This window comes from Ruegeria sp. CG1 (genome assembly GCF_056537265.1).
The window spans coordinates 493,598-513,862 of sequence record NZ_JBQFRF010000003.1 but is presented as its reverse complement, the minus strand read 5'-3'; the positions used below and the strand labels follow the sequence as shown (position 1 = coordinate 513,862).

Below are 20,265 nucleotides of genomic sequence, written 5' to 3'. Positions count from 1 at the left end.
TGCCTGTGCCGGTGTCGGACTCCTGTCGACCTATTTAGAATAGCACCAGAATTTTGTCCAACCAGGTCGCCAGACAGCCGCAATGCTTGCCGATTAATCTATCTACCGATTCTGTGGGATCACCTCATAACCCGGTTCTTCTGGCTCGTCGTCCAGCATCTCGCTTGGGAACCCTGGCGCCTGGATCTCCAGTCCGGTCGCGTCCTCTAGCCGCCTGATGATGTTCGGGGACAATTCACGCTCACCATATCGCGCGATACCATCTTCGAAAATCTTGATCATCAATGGGTTTATCTCAAGAGGAACTCCGGCACGGTCGGCGACCTCCTGAAACAGACCGATATCTTTTTTCACCAGGTCCATGGTGAAGGAAATATCGCGCGAGCCGTTCAGGATGACCTGACTTTCGGTCTCGTGCACGAAGGATGTGCCTGACGATATCTTAATCGCCTCATAGGTGGTTCCAAGGTCCATGCCGGCGGCCTTGGCTGTCACCAATGCCTCGGCGCAGGTGATCAGGTTGGCGGTAGCCAGATAATTGGTCAACACCTTCAGAACAGAGGCCGAGCCCAGATCGCCCGTGTGCAAAATGCGCCGCCCCATGGTGGTCAGGAATGGCAGGATACGTTCAAAAGTCTCACGATCACAGCCTGCGAAGATCGAGATATTACCCGTCGCTGCCCGGTGACATCCGCCGGAAACCGGGCAATCCACTGCAGCCCCGCCTCGTTCAATGACCATTGCGCCAAGGCGTTTGACTTCGGCTTCATCGGTGGTCGACATTTCCATCCAGATTTTGCCAGGGCCGACCTCTGGCAACATTTCCTGCATCACCGCATCCGAGGCCGCAGGAGAAGGCAAACAGGTTATCACCGCATCGCAATCACGCATCAGCTGCGCCGGACTTTTGGCGGCTTTGGCACCCTTGGCGACGAATTCGGTCACCAGATCCGGGTTCAGGTCATGAACCGTCAGATCGATACCGTTTCGTAGCAGCGATCCAGATAGCTTGCCCCCTACATTCCCCAGCCCGATAAACCCTACTTTCATGCGCGGTATCCTCCTGTTCGCATCTTGCTGCCATGCCAGCACGTCGTTGCAGAAGTATCATGCCGCCCAGCGACCCCGACAGGTCGCTTTTTATCCGCTTTTTCACGGATCGGCGCGACTCGCTTGACAAGCAACCCTGCCCTGCCGCATGTCCCTTTCGTTGGTGTCTGCGAGAGCAGATGAAAAGGGAATGCGTCAGCGGTTTTTGCCGTCAAACGCAGCCGCCCCCGCGACCGTGACCGGAGAGGGTGCCCAAAGCCACTGGCAGTATGGCCGGGAAGGCGGGACATCCGACAGAGGCCTCCTCTGACATCCGCAAGCCGGGAGACCTGCCAACGCCCGAAGATGAAACCGGACGGGGTGTTCCGGTGTGGGGCTGTGATCGGCCCGCATGAAACCCCGTCCCCCACGAAGAGGATTTGGGGGGATGAGAGACATGACCGAGACCGCACCGGTCGAACTGCTGGTTTGCACTACCTGCCGTCGCGGGCTGCCTGTCGAGGATGACGCCCAGCGCCCCGGCACGTTGCTGCACAAGGCGCTTGAACAGGCGGGCCTGCCCGAAGGCATTACCTTGAAAGCTGTGGAATGCCTGTCGAATTGCGATGAAGGCTGCTCGATCGTGCTACGCGGAGGACCGGATCGCTGGACTTTCGTGTATGAGCATCTGAACGAGATCGACCATGTTGAAACCATCGTCGAAGGCGCAGCCAAATACCTCGCCACCGAGGACGGTTTGGTCAAATGGCGCGAACGTCCCGAACATTTCCGCAAAAACTGTGCGGCCCGCATTCCCCCGATTGGAGCCCTGAAATGAGCAATCTCGAGAAACTCCCCGTCACTGTGATCACCGGCTTTTTGGGCTCGGGCAAAACCACACTGGTGCGCCATCTGATGCAGAACCCGCAGGGCAAGCGTCTGGCGGTGGTCGTCAACGAATTCGGCGATGTCGGCGTCGATGGCGATATCCTGAAGTCCTGCGCCATTCCTGATTGCCCGGCGGAAAACATCATGGAACTGGCCAATGGTTGCATCTGCTGCACCGTGGCCGATGATTTCATCCCGACCATTGAAGCCCTGATGGCACTAGAGCCGCGCCCCGATCACATCCTGATCGAAACCTCCGGTCTTGCCCTGCCAAAACCGCTGCTGAAGGCGTTCGACTGGCCCGATATCCGCTCGAAAATTACCGTCGATGGCGTGATTGCTCTGGCCGATGCCGAGGCCGTGGCCGCTGGTCGGTTCGCTCCGAATGTCGAGGCGGTGGATGCGCAACGCATGGCAGATGACTCGATTGATCATGAAACGCCCTTGTCCGAGGTGTTCGAGGATCAGATTTCCTGCGCCGACATCATTCTGCTGACCAAGCCCGATCTGGCTGGCCCGGAAGGCGTTGCGAAAGCGAAAGAGATCATCGCCGCCGAAGCGCCCCGCCCCATGCCCGTGGTCGAAGTGGCCGAGGGTGCCGTGGACGTCCGCGTCGTGCTGGGTCTAGAAGCCGCGGCCGAGGATGACATGGACGCGCGTCCCAGCCATCACGACGGCCATCACGATCACGAGCATGACGAATTCGAAAGCATCATCGTTGAACTGCCCGAGCAAACCGATCCGATTGATCTGGTCGCCAAGATTGAACGATTGGCCAACGAGTTGAATATCCTGCGCGTCAAAGGCTATGCCGCCGTTCAGGGCAAGCCCATGCGCCTACTGGTTCAGGCCGTCGGTGCGCGCGTGCGTCACCAATATGACCGCCTGTGGGAGCCCGGCGAAGACCGTCGCTCGCGCCTTGTGGTCATTGCCGAGCATGACGATATCAAAGAGGCCGAGATCCGGGATATCCTCGTGGGTGTAACCGAGGCTGCCGAGTAAGACCTATGCACGTCGTCTTCCGCGAAAGCCATGGGCTCGAAGAAACCGAGACCCCGACCGATCTGGGTCAGAGCCCGGCGGACCTGGTGGTGCTGTCCTTTTCCGACAGTGACCTTGGCGCTTTCGCGGCGGGATGGCATCGTGGAGGTGGGCCTGAAGGACGCATGCCAACGATGCGGCTGGCCAATCTGACGGCGCTGAAGCATCCCCTCTCAGTCGACACATATGTCGAGCAGACACTGGAGAGCGCAAAGGGCATCCTGATCCGTCTGATCGGTGGAGTGCCCTATTGGGCGTACGGCTTGCAGCAGGTTCTGGCGCTGGCGCAGGCCAAAGGGATTGCACTGGCCGTGCTGCCCGCAGACGGTCGCGAGGATACGCGGCTGGATGATTACTCTACCCTGCCTGTCTCGACCCTGCGGCGGCTGGCGCATCTGTGCGACACCGGCGGTGAGGTCGCGGCGCAGGCCGCTCTGGCGCAGATGGCACTGGCTGCGGGGTTGTATGCAGGTCCGGTCATGGGCGCGAAGACCATCCCTGAATGCGGCGCCTGGTGCCCAGATCACGGCGTGATCCCTACAGAAAACGCTCTGCCCGGTGATGCGAAACGTATCATCGTAACCTTCTATCGTGCTTATCTGACCTCGGCGGACACAGCCCCAATCGCAGCGCTGATCCGCAGCTTGCGCGCGCGAGGTTTTGAGGCCGTCGGCCTGTTTGCCCCGTCGCTCAAAGCACCAAATGTCGCCGATTGGCTGCGCGAGACTATTGTAGCGCTGAAGCCTTCGGCGATCGTCAACGCCACCTCATTCTCAGGCAAGGGCGCATCAGGCACCTCACCTCTCGATGTGGCAGAGGTGCCGGTCTTTCAGGTGGCGCTGGCCACCTCACGCCGCAAAGCGTGGGCCGAAGCGGAACGTGGCCTTTCACCAGCTGATCTTGCCATGCATGTGGTCCTTCCGGAAGTGGACGGGCGGATCAACGCGGGCATCGTATCCTTCAAAGAGCCGGGCAAACGCGACCCGCATCTCGAGTATTCTCGCTTCGCTCATCGGGCTGAACCCGAACGGATCGAAGCCATCATCAACCGCATCTCCGGCTGGCTGAACCTTCACGACAAACCCAAAGCGGAGCAGGTTCCGGCGCTGGTACTATCGACCTATCCCGGCAAAGACTGGCAGATGGCACATGCAGTGGGTCTGGATGCGCTGGCCTCGGCTGAGGCAATGTTGCTCGATCTGCAAGGCGAAGGGTATGACACCGCGCCTGCCGAGCCGATTGCTGAAACTCTTCTTGATGCCCGGATTTCATGGCCGCTAGAGGATTATCAGGTGGCGCTGGCGGCGCTGCCGGAAACACTCCGCGCCGATCTCAATAAGGTTTGGGGCACTCCCGAAGACGACCCTGCTTTCACAAATGGCGCGTTCTACTTCACTGCGCTGCGTCGCGGAAAGGCTCTGATCGCGCTGCAGCCCGAGCGCGGCACACCCGAACTGCGCGATGATGACTATCACGATCTGTCGCGCACACCGCGCCACGCCTACGTCGCCTTTTACCTTTGGTTACGCAAAGGATTGGGCGCGGATGCGCTGATCCATATCGGCGCGCATGGCACGCTGGAATGGTTGCCGGGAAAATCAGTCGCCTTGTGCAACGAATGTTGGCCCGAGGCGTTAATCGGCGATCTGCCGGTGATCTACCCCTTCATTGTCAACGACCCCGGCGAGGCCGCGCAGGCCAAGCGTCGGATCGGGGCGGTCACGTTGGGCCATATCCCCCCCCCGATGAAGGAAAGCGGCACACCAGATCGCATGGTGCGGCTGGAATCGCTGTTGGACGAGTTCTCGAATGCGGATGGCCTCGACCCCAAACGCCGTGACCGCCTGCAGGAAGATATCCGGGACGAGGCGCAGGCGATCGGGTTGGAAAACGACCTTGGCCTCGATCAGGCAACCTGCACCGCCGAGGCGATCACGCGCATTGACCGATTTGTCTGCGACATCAAGGAAAGCCAGTTCGGTGATGGGCTGCATATCTTTGGGCGCGTCCCCGATGAGACGGGCAATTTCGACGCTGCCCACTCAGCCCAAGCTGAACGCTCTGCCCTGATTGACGCTTTAGCGGGCAAACGGATCGAGGCCGGGCCGTCCGGTTCCCCCTATCGCGGGCGTACGGATGTTTTGCCGACCGGGCGGAATCTTTACACGACCGACCCACGCTCGGTTCCCACGCGCGCGGCCTATACACAAGGCGTCAAGCTCGCCGAGGAACTGGTTCGGCGGCACCTGCAAGAAGAAGGCGACTACCCCAAGGGCTTGATCGTCGATCTATGGGGTTCGGCCACTATGCGCACAGCGGGCGAGGAATTCGCCATGGCGCTACACCTGCTGGGAGTGAAGCCGGTTTGGGATAAAGGGTCTGAGCGGGTCTCGGGCATCGAAGTGTTGCCGATCACCGATCTCAGCCGCCCGCGTCTGGACGTAACATTGCGCGTCTCTGGCCTGTTCCGGGACGTGTTCCCGACGCTTTCAGCGCTGTACGGTCAGGCTGTTCGCGCATTGACCAAACGAGATGAAGCACCCGACTGGAATCCTTACGCCGGTCAGGAGCCTGCGGCGCGGGTCTATGGGCCAGCCCCCGGCAGCTATGGTCTGAACATGACTCATCTGTCCGAAATCTATACGGATGAGGCACGCGTGCAAGCGGGTGAGGCTTGGCTTGATGCCAGTTCCTTCGCTTTGGAAGGCGAGCATATAGCGCAAGATAAGGACGGCATCTCTCAGCGCGTCGCCAATGCCGACAGCTTTGTGCACCTACAGGACCTGACCGAAACCGATCTGCTGCTGGCCAACGACTATGCCACGCACGAGGCCGGATTTGCCGCCGCCAAGAAAATCACCGGCGGTACCGCACAGCTCTATCATCTGGACAATACCAACCCGGACAACCCGCGCGCCCGCACCCTGCCCGAGGAAATCAGCCGCGTCGTCTATGCCCGCGCCGCCAACCCGGGCTGGATTGCCGGAATGCAGCGGCACGGGTTTCGGGGTGCCGCTGAAATCGCGGCGACGCTGGATCATATGGCATCTTTCGCGCATCTGTCCGGCACAGTCGCACCGCATCTGTTCGATCTGTACCACGACGCCACGCTGGGCAATGAAGAGGTCGACGCCTTCCTGCAACAGGCAAACCCGCAAGCACATCAGGCCATGCAGGATCGGTTCCGTGCACTGCTGGAGGCAGGGCTATGGCATACCCGCCGGAACTCGATCCGCGCCGACCTGGAGGGGTTGGGATGAGTGCGCCCATCGTGCAGGGCTGGTGCCCCAGTGCCCATCGCCCGATGATGTCCGGTGATGGGCTGGTTGTGCGTGTACGCCCTCGGCTGGCGCGTCTGGATGCCCAACAGGCGATAGGGCTGTGCGAATTGGCGGAACGGTTCGGCAATGGCACGATCGACCTTACCAACCGCGCCAACCTTCAGCTGCGTGGAGTAGAGGAAACCGACCATCAATCCTTGTTGGCCGCGCTTTCCTCGCTGAACCTGCTGGACGCCGAACCCGGAATCGAAATTCGCCGCAACATTCTGGTCTCGCCACTCTATGAAGCCGGTGATCTGACCGCACGGCTGACACAGGAATTGATCCAGCGTCTGGCCGAGCTTCCGGATTTACCTGCCAAGTTCGGCTTTGCCATCGACACAGGTTCCGAGCGTTTATTGGCCGATGACTCGGCGGATATCCGGCTTGAACTCGGTTCGGGCAGCCTGATCCTGCGCGCGGACGGGGCCGAAACCGGGCGAGTGGTGTCGGAAGCTCAAGCCATCGACCAAGTGATCGCGTTGGCGAAGTGGTTTGCGCAAACCCACACAACCGAGACCCGCCGCATGGCGCGGACCGTTGCCACATATGGTTTGCCCAACGAGTGGCAAGGCAGCGCGCCCGGCCCCATTGGCGTGCCTCTTCAACCGGGAGCCTGCGTGCAGGGGACACTCTATGGCGCTGCCTTTGGGCAGCTACCGGCGCGGCAACTCCATTTGCTGATCGAAAACAGCAACGCCACTGCCCTGCGGGTCACACCATGGCGGCTGTTCCTGTTGGAAGGCGGGGCGGCGATACCCGCCCTTGACTTTGTCACAGATGGCACCGACCCGCTGAGAACAACCGACGCCTGCCCCGGCGCGCCATACTGCCCGCAGGCGCAGGTCGAAACCCGCGGTGTGGCGCGCGCCCTGGCCGCGCGCGTTGCAGGCAGCCTGCATGTATCGGGCTGCGCCAAGGGATGCGCCCGAATGGGTCCGGCCGATGTCACTTTGGTTGGCAATTCCGGACGATTTGACCTTGTCAAACAAGGCCGTGCGGGGGATGAGCCCTGCCAACGCGGCCTGACCGAAGAAACACTCATGACCATGGACTTCACCTGATGCCCTATGAATACGAAACCGACGGCGCGGCGATCTACAAGCAGAGCTTTGCCACCATCCGATCCGAGGCTGATCTGGCCCGGTTCGATGCCGATGAAGAACAGGTCGCCGTTCGGATGATCCACGCCGCAGGGATGGTCGGGCTGGAAGAGTTCGTCCATTTCTCGGACGGTTTTGTCTCGGCAGCGCGTTCCGCGCTGGAAAATGGCGCGCCGATCCTGTGTGATGCCCGCATGGTCAGCGAAGGCGTCACCCGCTTTCGCCTGCCCGCTGATAACGAAGTGATCTGCACCCTGCATGACGAGCGCGTGCGCCCTCTGGCTGCCGAAATGAGCAACACGCGCTCTGCCGCCGCGCTAGAGCTGTGGCGTCCGCATCTGCAAGGAGCACTGGTCGCGATCGGTAACGCCCCTACCGCGCTTTTCCACCTTCTGAACATGTTGGAAGATCCCGACTGCCCACGCCCCGCTGCCATTATCGGCTGCCCGGTGGGCTTCGTCGGAGCGGTCGAGTCCAAGGATGCCTTGTGGGAAGCGCAGCCAGTACCATCCTGTATCGTCAAAGGCCGTTTGGGAGGCAGTGCGATCACAGTTGCTGCCATCAATGCTATCGCGAGCCGCACCGAATGAGCGGGGGTAAAATATACGGCGTGGGCCTCGGCCCCGGCGATCCGGACCTGATGAGTGTCCGTGCGGACCGCCTGCTGCGCAATGCCCGCCATGTGGCGTTTTTTCGCAAACCTGGCCGCACAGGTCAGGCCCGCAAGATCGTCAATGGAATGATCCCCGGCGACGCCATCGAGTTTCCAATGGAGTACCCGGTAACAACCGAAATCCCGGTGACAGATCCAAGGTATAATGAACTCCTTTCGGTGTTTTACGAAGACTGTGCCACACATCTGAAATCACTTACCGAAAATGGTGAGGATGTAGTGGTCCTGTGCGAAGGCGATCCGTTCTTCTATGGATCATTTATGCACCTTTACAATCGACTACGAGACATATCTGAAGTCGAAGTCGTACCTGCCATAACCGGCATGTCCGGCGCTTGGACCGCAACCGGTGACCCGATAACTTGGGGCGACGATGTCCTCACGGTTCTTGTTGGAACCTTGCCCGAGGATACGCTGACTGAACGCATGACCCAGACCGACGCGCTGGTTGTCATGAAGATCGGGCGGAACTTCGACAAGGTAAAGCGCGCGCTGAAACAGGCCGGGCTGTATGACCGCGCGTGGATCGTCGAATACGCTCAGATGCCGAACCAACGGGTCTGCAAACTGTCTGATAATTGCGAAGGGATCACGCCCTATTTCTCAATCATTCTGGTTCATGGACAGGGACGCCGACCATGAGCGGTTGGGTCAAGATCGCTGGCCTTGGGCCTGGAAACGAAGCACTGGTCACTCCCGAAGTCACTGCCGCTCTGGCAGAAGCGACGGACGTGGTTGGCTACATCCCTTATGTTGCTCGGGTGGCCGAGCGAGAGGGGTTGACCCTGCACGCCAGCGATAACCGGGTCGAGATCGACCGCTCTCAGCACGCTTTGCAAATGGCGGCCGACGGTAAACGCGTCGTTGTAGTCTCGTCAGGGGATCCTGGCGTGTTTGCAATGGCCGCTGCGGTGTTTGAAGCGCTTGAAAACGGGCCGAAAAACTGGCGCGACATACAGATCGAAGTGTTGCCGGGGATCACTGCGATGCTGGCGGCTTCGGCCCGCGCTGGGGCACCGTTAGGGCATGATTTCTGCGCCATCAACCTGAGCGACAACCTGAAGCCATGGCCACTGATCGAAAAGCGCCTCCGACTTGCCGCGCAGGGCGATTTCGCCATGGCGTTCTATAACCCTCGCTCGAAGTCTCGACCGGAAGGGTTTGAAAAAACGCTGGAAATCCTGCGGGAGGAATGTGAGCCGGAACGCCTGATCCTGTTCGCACGCGCTGTATCCCGCGAGGATGAGGCTTTGCGGATTTCAACTCTGGAAGAAGCCACGGCAGATATGGCGGACATGCAGACTGTCGTCATCGTCGGCTCGTCCCTGACCCGCATAGTCGAGCGCAACAGCGCCCCGATCGTCTACACCCCGAGATTCACGCTGGCCAAGGATTAAGTATGCGCCAGCCAGTCCAAGACCTGCGTGACATTTGCCAACTCGGTCCGCTTCGGCAGAGTCGGACGGTCTATCATCAGAACCGGCAAGCCCAGCGCCCTGGCGGCATCCAGTTTGGCCCGCGCGCCGGTGCCACCCGCATTCTTGGATACAATCAATTGCGTATGGTGACGTTCCATCAAGGCCCGGTCCTCTTCAACAGAAAACGGGCCCCGCGAAACGATCACATCGCTTTTCGGAAGCGGCAATGCGTCCGGATCGTCTACAAGCCGCAAAAGATAGTGATGCTGAGGGTGGGCTGCGAAGTCATGAAGATGCATGCGGCCGACTGCCAGGAAGACGCGGCGGGCTGGACCGGCCAGAGCTTCAACCGCACCTTCAATATCCGGTACGTGCTGCCAGTTGTCCCCGTCTTGCGCGACCCAAGCAGGTCGCGTCAAAGCGGCCAAGGGCGTTGCGCCCCCCGCACAGGCTTCCACCGCATTTCGGCTCATCTGCGCCGCAAAGGGATGAGTCGCATCGACAACATGGGTGACGCCGTGCTCGTGAATGTACCGCGCCAGTCCCGCTGCACCACCAAACCCGCCCACGCGCATCGGCACGGGTTGCGAGCACGGGTTATCGACACGTCCGGCGTAGGAATATGTAGCGGGAATGCCTTGATCGGCAACCGATTTTGCCAGAGCATTCGCCTCGGTCGTGCCACCAAGAATAAGGAGGTTGGGCATGTCTGAAACTCCGTGGTTGACCGTTCTGGGTTTGGGCGAAGATGGACTGGATGGCCTGTCCCCTGCAAGCCGTCAAGTGCTGGACCGCGCTGAGATTGTCATGGGTCCGACACGCCACCTGTCGTTGATCCCAGACAGCGCGGCGGAACGGATTGAATGGCCGGTCCCATTTGCCGATGGCCTGCCAATTCTGACCGCATTGCGCGGTCGGCAAACCGTTGTGCTGGCCTCGGGTGATCCGTTCTGGTTCGGGGCCGGGTCCGTTATCGCGCGTAATTTCGAAACGAACGAATGGATTGCCCTACCCGGCCAGTCGACCTTTTCGCTTGCTGCTGCGCGGCTTGGTTGGCCGCTTGAAAACACGTTGACCTTCGGGCTACATGCCGCGCCTCTGACGCGCCTTCGCCCTCACTTGGCAGCCGGCCTGCGCGCGATTCTCTTGCTGCGCGACGGCAAAGCCGTAGCCGAGCTTGCGACCTATCTGGGCGAAACCGATTTTGCCGATTGCACTCTGCACGTCATGGAAGCGCTCGGTGGCCCCCGTGAACGCGCGCGCAGCGTGTCGCTGACCGAGGCGTTGCTTGGAACCTTCGAACATCCGGTTTGTGTCGGTCTTGATGTCGCGGGTACTGGGCGTGCCTTTCCCAAAGCCTCGGGAAAGCCCGATGACATCTTTGAAACCGACGGCCAGATCACCAAGCGCCCCATTCGCGCGCTAACCCTGTCGGCGCTTGCCCCTCATCGGGGTGAGCATCTGTGGGATATCGGTGGTGGCACCGGTTCGATCAGCATCGAGTGGCTGATGTGCGATCCGACGCTAACTGCAACGACTATCGAGCCGCGTGCTGATCGGGCCGAACGCATTCGCCGCAATGCCAATACGTTAGGGCAGGATCGGTTGTGCGTTGTGCACGGTTCTGCACCAGAGTCGTTGGCTGATCTTGACCGACCCGATGTGGTGTTCATCGGTGGCGGTCTGAGTGCGGATCTGCTGAACTGGCTACACGCTAATCTTCAGGCCGGCACGCGGCTGATCGCCAACGCGGTGACATTGGAAAGCGAAGCGTTGCTAGCTGAATGGCACGACAAGCTCGGCGGAGACCTGCTGCGCATCGAACTGGCGCAGGCAGCTGCGCTTGGTCCACGGCGAGGCTGGAAATCTGCCTACCCAGTGGTGCAGTGGAGCCTCACGTTATGATCGTCGCGGGGTTAGGTTTCTCATCCTCTGCTACGCTGGCCAGTCTTCGTGCCGCTTTCGAGCTTGCCTCGACAGGAAAAACTGTCGATGCCCTTGCGACCGTTGCGGACAAGGACGGACACGCCGCACTTGCCGCGCTTGCAGAAGCAACTGAGCTGCCGATACATTTCATTCCGGCAAATGATCTTGCCGAACAACGCACACTTACTTGCTCAGCCCGCAGTCGCGCCACATATGGCACCGGCAGCGTGGCCGAAGCATCCGCTCTTGCTGCCGCCGGACATGGCGCGCGGCTGATTTCACCCAGACAAATCTCGGACGACAGGCTTGCAACCTGCGCCGTCGCCATCGGAGGACAGACATGACCGTTCATTTCATCGGCGCCGGACCGGGCGCCGCCGACCTGCTAACCCTGCGCGGGCGCGATATCATCGGCTCCTGCCCGGTGTGCCTCTATGCGGGTTCATTGGTACCCGAGGAGATTCTGGGCCACTGCCCCGAAGGCGCGAAGATCGTAAACACCGCACCCATGGATCTGGATCAGATCATGGCCGAAATCGAAGCAGCGCATAAAGCTGGACAGGACGTGGCGCGGCTGCATTCCGGGGACCTCTCGGTCTGGTCGGCGATGGGTGAGCAAATCAGACGTCTGAAAGAGATGGGTGTCCCGGTCAGCGTCACGCCCGGTGTACCCTCGTTTGCGGCTGCGGCTGCAGCGCTCGGGACCGAGCTGACACTGCCCGGTCTGGCGCAATCAGTGGTCTTGACCCGCACGCCCGGGCGTGCGTCTTCGATGCCGGAAGGCGAGACACTGAAAAACTTCGCTAAAACAGGTGCGACTTTGGCTATCCACCTTTCGATCGGAAATCTGGATAACGTCATCGCCGACCTGACACCTGCCTATGGGGCAGACTGCCCGGTCGCCGTGGTCTACCGCGCTAGTTGGCCGGATGAGAAGATCATCCGCGCAACGCTTGCCACGTTGAAGGAGGCACTGGACAACAGCATCTCGCGCACCGCACTGATCATGGTTGGTCCGGCGCTTGCAGGTGAAGGGTTTGACGAAAGCTGTCTGTATTCCAAGACATATGACCGCCGCTATCGCCCTCAAAGCGCCGACAGTCCGTGGTCGAGCTGGAGCCATGGTGATGACTAACCCCCCCGGAATACTGATTTCCGCTCCGTCGTCGGGTACAGGCAAGACCACTGTCATGCTGGGATTGCTCCGGGCTTTGGCCCAGGACGGCTTGACCGTGCAACCGTTCAAAAGCGGGCCGGACTATATAGATCCGGCGTTTCACCGCGCTGCAGCGGGCCGAGCCTCGTTCAATCTGGATAGCTGGGCGATGGGAGAGCCACTGCTAACCGCGATCTCAGAGCAGGCAACCGGAGCAGATATCGTGGTGGCCGAGGGCTCGATGGGTCTGTTTGATGGTGTCGCCAAACCCGGAGAGCTGGGGCATGGGTCGAGCGCTGAAACGGCGCTGCGCATGGGATGGCCGGTCGTTCTGGTCCTGGATGTCGGAGGACAGGCGCAATCGGCGGCGGCGACCGCGCTTGGCTTTCGGATGTATAACCCCGATCTACCTTTTGCCGGGGTGATCCTGAACCGCTGTGCCAGCCCAAGACATGAGCGGCTGACGCGGCTGGGCATGGAACGGGCTGGATTGCCGGTTCTGGGCGTTCTTCCGCGCCGAGGTGATCTGACTCTGCCCGAAAGACATCTAGGCCTGATCCAGGCGGTTGAGCATCCGGATCTGGAAACGGCAATCGCCGGATATGCCGCATTCCTGCGTGAACATGTCGATCTGGATGCGATCAAACGGGCGGCCTCCTCAGGCCCTGCTGGGCCATCGTCAGCCGCGCTGCCGCGCCCCCCGGCGCAGCGGATCGCACTGGCCCGTGATGCAGCGTTTTCATTTACCTACCCGCATCTGCTGGAAGGGTGGCGCAGCGCCGGTGCAGAAATACTGCCCTTTTCCCCACTGGCAAACGAAGCGCCAACTGCAGACGCTGAACTGGTCTGGCTACCGGGGGGCTATCCCGAGCTGCACGCAGGAACATTGGCGGCAGCAGATACCTTCTTGACGGGGCTGCGCAAACACGCGGAAACGCGGCCCGTGCATGGTGAATGCGGGGGCTATATGGCATTGGGGGAAGTTCTGGTCGACAAGGAAGGCGCGCCACATCAGATGGCGGGGTTGTTGGGTCTGCAAACCTCACACCAAAAGCGCAAATTCAACCTTGGCTATCGTAGGGCTGAACTTTTGGCGTCGATGCCTGGCTTTGCCAAGGGTACCGCCTTGCGCGGACATGAGTTCCACTATTCCTCGATCATCGAACAACCTGACGCTCCTCTTGCGCGAGTCTTCGATGCCGAGGGGGCCGAAGGCCCTCAGACAGGATCGCGACGTGGCAATGTCACCGGCACATTTTTCCATCTTATTGCAGAGGCCTCGGCATGACCGGTTTTGTCTCTTTCATTGGCTCCGGTCCGGGTGATCCGGAGCTACTAACGCTCAAGGCCGTAGACCGGATGCAGAGAGCCGATGCGGTGCTGTTTGATGATCTCAGCAGCGGCCCGATCCTGACCCATGCGCGTGACGATGCTGATCTGGTTGGTGTTGGCAAACGCGCCGGTCGCCCTTCGCCCAAGCAGGATCACGTCAGCCGATTGTTGGTGGAGTATGCGCAGACCGGTCAGCAGGTGGTACGCCTGAAATCCGGTGACGGAGGAATGTTCGGTCGACTGGAAGAAGAACTGGTCGCGTTGCAGGCAGCCGGCATCAAGTACGAGATCATTCCCGGCATCCCCTCTGCCGTCGCGGCGGCAGCTGCAGCTGGTATTCCTCTGACCCGACGCCTGACTGCACGTCGTGTTCAATTCGTCACCGGGCATGACGTAAGTGGCAAATTGCCGACCGATCTGAACCTTTCCGCCCTGGCTGATGCTAGCGCGACGACGGTCGTATTTATGGGCAAGCGCACCTTTCCCTTGCTGGTCGAAGCCCTGAGCGCGCGTGGCTTGCCGTTGGACACGCCTGCTTTGATGGCCGAATCTGTTTCAACTCCCGAGCAATCCTTGGAGCGCTCCACAATCGGAGACCTGTCCGACAAGCTGCGATCCGAGGTTGGAACCGCCCCGGCCCTGATCCTGTATGGCCCGCTGGCAGAGTTCGAAGATGTTTGAACTGATTCTGATCGGAATCGGCACGGGTAATCCCGACCACCTGACCTTTCAGGGGGCGAAGGCGATCAGATCAGCGGACCTGATCCTGATCCCGCGAAAAGGAGAGAACAAAGCTGATCTGGCCGGTTTGCGCGAAGACATCATCTCGCAGGTCACCGACAAACCTGCACGGATCGCCTATTTCGACGTTCCCAAACGCCGGGCAGATGACGGCTATCTCCGAGGCGTCGACGAATGGCACGACGCAATTGCCCTGCGCTGGCACGAGGCGATTTCAGCCTACCCGGACGCGCAGAAGGTGGCGTTGCTGATCTGGGGTGATCCGTCGCTGTATGACAGTTCGCTAAGAATTGCAGCGCGGCTGGACCCGCAACCGCCAGTCCAGGTTATTCCGGGAATCACAGCGTTACAGGCATTGACTGCAGCCCATGCGATCCCGATCAATGAGCTGGGCGCGCCCTATGTCGTGACCACAGGCCGTCGCATCCGCGATGATGGATGGCCTGAAACGGCGTCGAAAGTGGCCGTAATGCTGGATGGCGAATGCTCGTTCCAGAGCCTGAAGATGACCGATTATGACATCTGGTGGGCGGCATATGTGGGCATGAAAGAAGAGATTCTGATCAAAGGCCCATTGGCGGATGTGGCGCAAGACATTCTGGATACCCGCGCGCAGGCCCGTTCTGATCACGGCTGGATCATGGATATCTATCTGCTGAAGAAACGTGCGGCCTGACGCGCGCACAGGATTGTGAGCCCCGTTTCAGCGCTTTTCTGTCATCAATTCCCCAGTCAACAGGAAGGGAAAGAACATGAGGGCGCTTTGGGCTGCGATCTGCCTGCTGGCGATGCCTGCTTGGGCCGACGGCATCGAACCTCTTGCTGGATGGGCGGTTTACTCCAGCGGAAAAAGCTATGAGACCCTCGTGGATGACACAAAGGCCGCGGTAAAGGAAAACGGCCTGATCGTTGTGACACAGGCCGGGCCGACCAAAGCGGCGGCCTCGCGCGGTATCACCATTCCGGGCAACCGGGTGATTGGCGCATTCAACAACGATTACGCAGTTCGGGTTCTTGAAACCTCGACCAACGCGATGATCGAAGCGCCCATCCGTTTCTACGTGACCGAGAACGAGGACGGCACTGCAACCCTTTCTTACAAGACACCAAGCTTCGTCTTTGCCCCTTACGCAGACGAGGGCGGAGACGCTCTGCGCGAGATTGCCATAGAATTGGACGCAAAGTTTCAGGCCGTAGCGGAAAACGCCGTCAAATAGTCACACTGACGTGAACCTGCTTGCGTCCGGACGCGTCCTCCGCAATCTGCTGACAGATAACTTTGTCGGAGCTTGATTAATGCAGGACCTGTCTCCCCGCGCTGCGGATTTGTTGGCACAACGCCTTTTCGAGGCCGGATGCCGCCATGCGTTCGGTATGCCCGGCGGCGAGGTTCTGACATTGGTGGATGCGCTGGAAAGCGCGGGCATTGCTTTCCACCTTGCAAAACACGAAAACTCAGCAGGTTTCATGGCCGAAGCGGTCCACCATCGCGATGGTGCACCTGCAATCCTCGTGGCCACACTCGGGCCCGGAGCGATGAACGGGATCAATGTGGTCGCCAACGCCCTGCAGGATCGGGTGCCGATGATCGTGCTGACCGGATGTGTCGACGCGGATGAGGCGTTGACCTACACCCATCAAGTGATGGATCACGCGCAAGTCTATCGCTCGATCACCAAAGGCAGCTTTATGCTGACGGCCGACGGGGCCGATATCATCGCCGACAAGGCGGTATCGCTTGCCAACCAAGCGCGCCCCGGCCCGGTACACATCGATGTGCCTATCTCGGTGGCCGATACGCGCGTATCAGGGGTTAAACGTCGTCGACTGGCAAAAGTTGCTCCTGTCGCGCCTGGCGCGGAATGTCTGGAAAAGGCCCGCCGCTGGGTGGCCGAGGCTGAGCGACCTTTGGCGATCATCGGTCTTGATGTTCTTTACGACGACTCGCGCTGTGTGGTGCGAGCATTTCTAGAGCATTTCAACATTCCCTTTGTCACCACCTACAAGGCCAAGGGGGTGGTGCCCGAGGATCATCCACTCTGCCTGGGCGGGGCGGGTTTGTCTCCGCTGGCCGATAAGCATCTAGTCCCGCTGGTGGAACAGGCTGATTTGGTACTGTGTTTGGGATATGACCCTATCGAGATGCGCCCCGGCTGGCGCGAGATCTGGGACCCAGAAACCAAGCGCGTGATCGACATATCAGCCGTGGTGAACGATCATTACATGCATCAGGCTGGGCTAAATCTGGTCGCCGACACCGGCGCAACGCTTGAGGCCATTGCCAAGGGCAACCCTGCCGGCAAGACCTGGCCGAATGGTGAGCCTGAACAGGTCAAGGCTGCGCTGGCGAATGCTTTTCCGACAGATGAAGACTGGGGACCGGCGGCGATCATCGCAGAAACTCGTGCCGTTCTGCCACCCGAGACCCTCGCCACGGCCGACAGCGGCGCGCATCGCATTCTGCTCAGTCAGATGTGGGAGTGTTCGGAGGCACGAGGGTTGATCCAGTCCTCGGCGCTCTGCACCATGGGGTGTGCCGTTCCGATGGCGATCGGTCTGAAAATGGCCGAACCGGATCGCCCCGTGATCAGCTTTTCTGGCGATGCCGGCTTTCTGATGGTTGCTGGAGAGCTGTCGACTGCCGCCGAATTGGGTGGCAACCCAATCTTTCTGGTCTTTGTCGATGCCAGCCTTGCGCTTATCGAACTGAAACAACGCCAGCGCCAGATGGGCAATCGCGGAGTGGACTTTGACCGCCATGACTTTGCGGCTTTAGGCCGCGCATTCGGCGGTTATGGTCACACAGTTCGTAGCCGCGACGATTTGCGGGCTGCATTGGATCAGGCGTTGAAAGCAGACAAGTTCACTGTCATTGCTGCGGAAATTGACCGTGGAGGATATGATGGCCGCATCTGAAGGACCGCTGAAAGGCGTCAAGGTACTGGATCTGTCTCGCATTCTGGCAGGACCCACTTGTACGCAGTTGTTGGGCGACCTTGGCGCTACCGTCATCAAAGTCGAAAACCCGGCGACCGGTGGTGATGATACGCGGCAATGGGGCCCTCCTTACGCCGAGGATGCGGATGGCAACCGCTCAGACCTGAGCGCATATTTCATGTCCTCCAACCGCAACAAGAAATCGGTCGCCTTGGATATCGCAACACCCGAAGGACAGGCAGAAGTCCGACGCCTAGCCTCGCACGCTGATATTCTGATCGAGAATTTCAAGCCCGGTGGACTGGCGAAATACGGGCTCGACTACGCAACCTTGTCCAATGAGTTTCCTGACCTCGTCTACTGTTCGATCTCAGGCTACGGGCAGACAGGCCCAAACTCATCGAAGCCCGGATATGATCTTATGGCGCAAGGATATGGCGGGATCATGTCTCTGACCGGAGACGCCGACGGCGCGCCGATGAAAGTAGGCGTCGGAATTGCTGACGTGATGTGTGGTATGTATGCCTGCGTTGGTATTCTGGCTGCGCTGCGTCATCGCGACATGACTGGCGAGGGTCAGCAGATCGATCTGGCGCTGGTGGATGCACAGATCTCTTGGCTGATCAATGAAGGCGTGAATTATCTGACCTCGGGCGAAGTGCCTCAGCGGCGCGGCAACGGGCATCCCAATATTGTGCCTTACGAGGTCTATCAGACGGCGGATGGGCACGTGATTCTGGCCGTTGGAAATGACAGTCAGTTCAAAAGATTCTGCAGCTTCATCGAAAAGCCAGAGCTTGCCGACGATCCCCGATTTGCCACCAACCCGGCCCGTCTTGAAAATAGGGATGCGTTGAATGCGATCCTGCGTCCGGCAGTTCAGGCGCTGGATACAGGCAGCGTCATCGCGGGGCTTGAAGAGCTGAAAGTCCCTGTTGGCCCGGTGCGGACGCTCGATCAGGTTTTTGCCTCGGATCAGGTCGCTGCCCGCCAGATGCAGATCTCGATGCAAGCTGAGCCTGGCGAGGTGCAACTGATCGGGAATCCCCTGAACCTGTCACGCACGCCTGTAACATATCGCAGCGCACCACCGGTCTGTGGGGCTGACACACAGGCTGTTCTGAACGCGGAAAACCCCTTCGAAGATTGAAACACTCTGCCCGTTTAGGCGGCAAGTTGCTGAAACATGCCCTTGAATCGGCGGTTTTTTTCGCGTTTCTCACACACGGGATTTCACCAATTCGAGAGCAGGGTCGATACTGTTACGACCCGGCTGCACACTCTGTTACATCGAACAGTGTAGAACGTCGCAATCAGATTGGACTCGAGTATGAAACAAGACGTCTTTGGACAGATGAACACCCTGAACCAGCCCGCGAGCGTCGAGGCATGGGATGGTGTTCTCCTTGGGTTCATGGCGCATGCCGCTGTCACACCGCAACATCTGGGCAAGGTGCTGGAGCTTGAGCCGGACTTTGCGCTGGGCCATGCGGTCAAGGGGCTGTTCATGGTTCTGCTGGGCCGGCGTGAGATGATCGCGGTCGCTGCCGAAGCGCTGAGTGCCGCGAATGCAGCGATGGAGCGTCAGCCCGTTTCAGCCCGGGAAAGGCTATATGTCGAGGCGCTGGGTTTGTATATGGCCGACCTTCCATCACAGGCCGTTCAGAAATTTGAAGAGATTCTGCGAGCGCACCCAACTGATACTCTGGCCATGAAGCTCAGTCATGCGACGCGTTTCGTTCTGGGCGATGCGGCGGGGATGCGTCGGTCGATCGAACGGGTGATGCCTGCGTATGAACCCGACCACGCCGGACGTGGATACTTGCTGGGATGCCACTCGTTCGCGCTGGAGGAAACCGGCGCCTACGAGAAAGCCGAGATCGCCGGTCGTCAGGCCTTGTGGATGGTTTCGGACGACGCCTGGGGATTGCACGCTGTAGCGCACGTGCACGAGATGACGGGCAACGCGCAGCTGGGACTGGACTGGCTCGCGGGACGCGAGGACGCTTGGGCGCATTGCAACAATTTCCGCTATCATGTCTGGTGGCACAAGGCGCTGATGCATCTGGATTTGGGGCAAGTCGATCAAGTGATGGCGCTTTACGATCATCACATCCGCCAGGACAAAACCGACGACTATCGCGATATCTCGAATGCAACCTCGCTGCTGTCCCGGCTAGAGCTTGAGGGCGTTGATGTTGGCAACCGTTGGGAAGAACTGGCCGATCTCAGCGCAGCCCGAACCGAAGACGGATGCTTGATCTTCGCCGATCTTCACTACTTGCTGGCATTGACCGGGGACAATCGTTCGGAGGCTACAGCAAATATGCTGCAGCGTATTCAAAATGACGCCCAGCGCAATCAGGGTGACACGCCGATCCGCATGTCCGACCCGGGCATTGCCGCCGCCAAGGGGCTTGAGGCCTTTGGAGAGGGCCTTTACGGCCAAGCCTTTGATTTTCTTTCAAATGCCCGGGGTGGGATGCAACTGGCGGGTGGCAGCCACGCCCAACGTGATGTATTCGAGCGCATCACCATTGATTCCGGCCTGCGCGCTGGCCGTCTGGATGCTGTCGAGCGCATCCTGGACGACCGCCGCGCCAAACGTGCCGGGGGAGAGGACAATTACGCCCTCGCCCGCCGAGAATTGATCGAGGCCGCACGCGACAGCGGCGACGCACAAAGCGTCCCCGCCGAATAA

At 59.9% G+C, this 20,265-nt stretch carries 19 protein-coding genes and 1 riboswitch; of the genes, 17 read left to right on the top strand and 2 right to left on the bottom strand.

What is annotated here, in order from left to right; translation table 11 throughout:
* Nucleotides 1-102: 102 nt before the first annotated feature.
* On the bottom strand, nucleotides 103-1,089 hold the full coding sequence (locus tag ACR0AU_RS12040) for an NAD(P)-dependent oxidoreductase (protein ID WP_480795746.1): 987 nt from the start codon (nucleotides 1,087-1,089) through the stop codon (nucleotides 103-105).
* Nucleotides 1,090-1,194: 105 nt separating this feature from the next.
* A riboswitch (cobalamin riboswitch) is annotated at nucleotides 1,195-1,401 on the top strand.
* A gap of 85 nt (nucleotides 1,402-1,486) precedes the next feature.
* Between ACR0AU_RS12040 and ACR0AU_RS12035 the strand changes: the two genes are divergently transcribed.
* The 7 genes from ACR0AU_RS12035 to cobJ are packed head-to-tail and all read left to right on the top strand — an operon-like array spanning nucleotide 1,487 to nucleotide 9,451.
* Entirely contained in the window at nucleotides 1,487-1,867 is a 381-nt protein-coding gene (locus ACR0AU_RS12035) for a DUF1636 family protein (protein WP_170391837.1), read from the top strand.
* A complete protein-coding gene (cobW, locus tag ACR0AU_RS12030; protein WP_480795717.1) occupies nucleotides 1,864-2,919 on the top strand; it encodes a cobalamin biosynthesis protein CobW in 1,056 nt (351 codons plus the stop codon). Before ACR0AU_RS12035 ends, cobW begins: the two co-directional genes overlap by 4 nt.
* A 5-nt stretch (nucleotides 2,920-2,924) precedes the next feature.
* Nucleotides 2,925-6,218 (top strand): cobaltochelatase subunit CobN, encoded by a 3,294-nt coding sequence (gene cobN, locus ACR0AU_RS12025; RefSeq protein ID WP_480795716.1) that lies wholly within the window; start codon nucleotides 2,925-2,927, stop codon nucleotides 6,216-6,218.
* Nucleotides 6,215-7,342, top strand: a complete 1,128-nt coding sequence (gene cobG, locus ACR0AU_RS12020; protein ID WP_170732864.1) for a precorrin-3B synthase — start codon at nucleotides 6,215-6,217, stop codon at nucleotides 7,340-7,342. Before cobN ends, cobG begins: the two co-directional genes overlap by 4 nt.
* Nucleotides 7,342-7,971, top strand: coding sequence for a precorrin-8X methylmutase (locus ACR0AU_RS12015; protein WP_170594882.1), 630 nt, complete (start codon nucleotides 7,342-7,344; stop codon nucleotides 7,969-7,971). The genes cobG and ACR0AU_RS12015 overlap by 1 nt, the downstream gene beginning before the upstream one ends.
* Nucleotides 7,968-8,696: a precorrin-2 C(20)-methyltransferase gene (locus ACR0AU_RS12010; RefSeq protein ID WP_170732865.1), complete on the top strand. Its 729-nt coding sequence runs from the start codon at nucleotides 7,968-7,970 to the stop codon at nucleotides 8,694-8,696. The genes ACR0AU_RS12015 and ACR0AU_RS12010 overlap by 4 nt, the downstream gene beginning before the upstream one ends.
* Nucleotides 8,693-9,451, top strand: a complete 759-nt coding sequence (gene cobJ / locus ACR0AU_RS12005) for a precorrin-3B C(17)-methyltransferase (RefSeq protein ID WP_480795715.1) — start codon at nucleotides 8,693-8,695, stop codon at nucleotides 9,449-9,451. The genes ACR0AU_RS12010 and cobJ overlap by 4 nt, the downstream gene beginning before the upstream one ends.
* On the opposite strand, the gene ACR0AU_RS12000 is transcribed toward cobJ, so the two are convergent.
* The gene (locus tag ACR0AU_RS12000; RefSeq protein ID WP_480795714.1) at nucleotides 9,448-10,179 is read right to left on the bottom strand and encodes a cobalt-precorrin-6A reductase; all 732 of its coding nucleotides are present in this window, start codon (nucleotides 10,177-10,179) and stop codon (nucleotides 9,448-9,450) included. The two genes, cobJ and ACR0AU_RS12000, sit on opposite strands and share 4 nt — an antisense overlap.
* Here ACR0AU_RS12000 and cbiE point away from each other — a divergent pair.
* From cbiE to ACR0AU_RS11950, 10 genes are all read left to right on the top strand, one after another.
* A complete protein-coding gene (cbiE, locus tag ACR0AU_RS11995; protein ID WP_170732868.1) occupies nucleotides 10,178-11,377 on the top strand; it encodes a precorrin-6y C5,15-methyltransferase (decarboxylating) subunit CbiE in 1,200 nt (399 codons plus the stop codon). The two genes, ACR0AU_RS12000 and cbiE, sit on opposite strands and share 2 nt — an antisense overlap.
* A complete protein-coding gene (locus ACR0AU_RS11990; RefSeq protein ID WP_170732869.1) occupies nucleotides 11,374-11,742 on the top strand; it encodes a cobalamin biosynthesis protein in 369 nt (122 codons plus the stop codon). The genes cbiE and ACR0AU_RS11990 overlap by 4 nt, the downstream gene beginning before the upstream one ends.
* Entirely contained in the window at nucleotides 11,739-12,533 is a 795-nt protein-coding gene (gene cobM / locus ACR0AU_RS11985) for a precorrin-4 C(11)-methyltransferase (protein WP_170391857.1), read from the top strand. The genes ACR0AU_RS11990 and cobM overlap by 4 nt, the downstream gene beginning before the upstream one ends.
* Nucleotides 12,520-13,842 carry a cobyrinic acid a,c-diamide synthase CobB gene (locus ACR0AU_RS11980; RefSeq protein WP_480439220.1) on the top strand — a complete coding sequence of 441 codons (1,323 nt, stop codon included), beginning with the start codon at nucleotides 12,520-12,522 and terminating at the stop codon, nucleotides 13,840-13,842. The genes cobM and ACR0AU_RS11980 overlap by 14 nt, the downstream gene beginning before the upstream one ends.
* The gene (cobA, locus tag ACR0AU_RS11975) at nucleotides 13,839-14,567 is read left to right on the top strand and encodes a uroporphyrinogen-III C-methyltransferase (RefSeq protein WP_480795713.1); all 729 of its coding nucleotides are present in this window, start codon (nucleotides 13,839-13,841) and stop codon (nucleotides 14,565-14,567) included. The genes ACR0AU_RS11980 and cobA overlap by 4 nt, the downstream gene beginning before the upstream one ends.
* Nucleotides 14,560-15,303 (top strand): precorrin-6A synthase (deacetylating), encoded by a 744-nt coding sequence (cobF, locus tag ACR0AU_RS11970; RefSeq protein WP_170609347.1) that lies wholly within the window; start codon nucleotides 14,560-14,562, stop codon nucleotides 15,301-15,303. The genes cobA and cobF overlap by 8 nt, the downstream gene beginning before the upstream one ends.
* Before the next feature lie 76 nt (nucleotides 15,304-15,379).
* Entirely contained in the window at nucleotides 15,380-15,844 is a 465-nt protein-coding gene (locus ACR0AU_RS11965; protein ID WP_480795712.1) for a DUF302 domain-containing protein, read from the top strand.
* A gap of 79 nt (nucleotides 15,845-15,923) precedes the next feature.
* Nucleotides 15,924-17,543, top strand: a complete 1,620-nt coding sequence (locus ACR0AU_RS11960; RefSeq protein ID WP_170662082.1) for a thiamine pyrophosphate-binding protein — start codon at nucleotides 15,924-15,926, stop codon at nucleotides 17,541-17,543.
* On the top strand, nucleotides 17,530-18,714 hold the full coding sequence (locus tag ACR0AU_RS11955) for a CaiB/BaiF CoA transferase family protein (protein WP_480795711.1): 1,185 nt from the start codon (nucleotides 17,530-17,532) through the stop codon (nucleotides 18,712-18,714). Before ACR0AU_RS11960 ends, ACR0AU_RS11955 begins: the two co-directional genes overlap by 14 nt.
* A gap of 180 nt (nucleotides 18,715-18,894) precedes the next feature.
* Nucleotides 18,895-20,265: a tetratricopeptide repeat protein gene (locus tag ACR0AU_RS11950; RefSeq protein ID WP_170512182.1), complete on the top strand. Its 1,371-nt coding sequence runs from the start codon at nucleotides 18,895-18,897 to the stop codon at nucleotides 20,263-20,265.

Excerpts from the sequence above, each read along its gene's own strand:
- ACR0AU_RS11950 (WP_170512182.1), top strand. The coding sequence starts at position 18,895 with ATGAAACAAGACGTCTTTGGACAGATGAACACCCTGAACCAGCCCGCG.
- cobF (WP_170609347.1), top strand. The coding sequence starts at position 14,560 with ATGTTTGAACTGATTCTGATCGGAATCGGCACGGGTAATCCCGACCAC.
- ACR0AU_RS11965 (WP_480795712.1), top strand. The coding sequence starts at position 15,380 with ATGAGGGCGCTTTGGGCTGCGATCTGCCTGCTGGCGATGCCTGCTTGG.
- ACR0AU_RS12010 (WP_170732865.1), top strand. The coding sequence starts at position 7,968 with ATGAGCGGGGGTAAAATATACGGCGTGGGCCTCGGCCCCGGCGATCCG.
- cobG (WP_170732864.1), top strand. The coding sequence starts at position 6,215 with ATGAGTGCGCCCATCGTGCAGGGCTGGTGCCCCAGTGCCCATCGCCCG.
- ACR0AU_RS11990 (WP_170732869.1), top strand. The coding sequence starts at position 11,374 with ATGATCGTCGCGGGGTTAGGTTTCTCATCCTCTGCTACGCTGGCCAGT.
- ACR0AU_RS11955 (WP_480795711.1), top strand. The coding sequence starts at position 17,530 with ATGGCCGCATCTGAAGGACCGCTGAAAGGCGTCAAGGTACTGGATCTG.
- cbiE (WP_170732868.1), top strand. The coding sequence starts at position 10,178 with ATGTCTGAAACTCCGTGGTTGACCGTTCTGGGTTTGGGCGAAGATGGA.
- cobW (WP_480795717.1), top strand. The coding sequence starts at position 1,864 with ATGAGCAATCTCGAGAAACTCCCCGTCACTGTGATCACCGGCTTTTTG.
- cobJ (WP_480795715.1), top strand. The coding sequence starts at position 8,693 with ATGAGCGGTTGGGTCAAGATCGCTGGCCTTGGGCCTGGAAACGAAGCA.
- ACR0AU_RS11980 (WP_480439220.1), top strand. The coding sequence starts at position 12,520 with ATGGTGATGACTAACCCCCCCGGAATACTGATTTCCGCTCCGTCGTCG.
- cobN (WP_480795716.1), top strand. The coding sequence starts at position 2,925 with ATGCACGTCGTCTTCCGCGAAAGCCATGGGCTCGAAGAAACCGAGACC.
- ACR0AU_RS12015 (WP_170594882.1), top strand. The coding sequence starts at position 7,342 with ATGCCCTATGAATACGAAACCGACGGCGCGGCGATCTACAAGCAGAGC.
- ACR0AU_RS11960 (WP_170662082.1), top strand. The coding sequence starts at position 15,924 with ATGCAGGACCTGTCTCCCCGCGCTGCGGATTTGTTGGCACAACGCCTT.
- cobM (WP_170391857.1), top strand. The coding sequence starts at position 11,739 with ATGACCGTTCATTTCATCGGCGCCGGACCGGGCGCCGCCGACCTGCTA.
- ACR0AU_RS12035 (WP_170391837.1), top strand. The coding sequence starts at position 1,487 with ATGACCGAGACCGCACCGGTCGAACTGCTGGTTTGCACTACCTGCCGT.
- cobA (WP_480795713.1), top strand. The coding sequence starts at position 13,839 with ATGACCGGTTTTGTCTCTTTCATTGGCTCCGGTCCGGGTGATCCGGAG.
- ACR0AU_RS12000 (WP_480795714.1), bottom strand. The coding sequence starts at position 10,179 with ATGCCCAACCTCCTTATTCTTGGTGGCACGACCGAGGCGAATGCTCTG.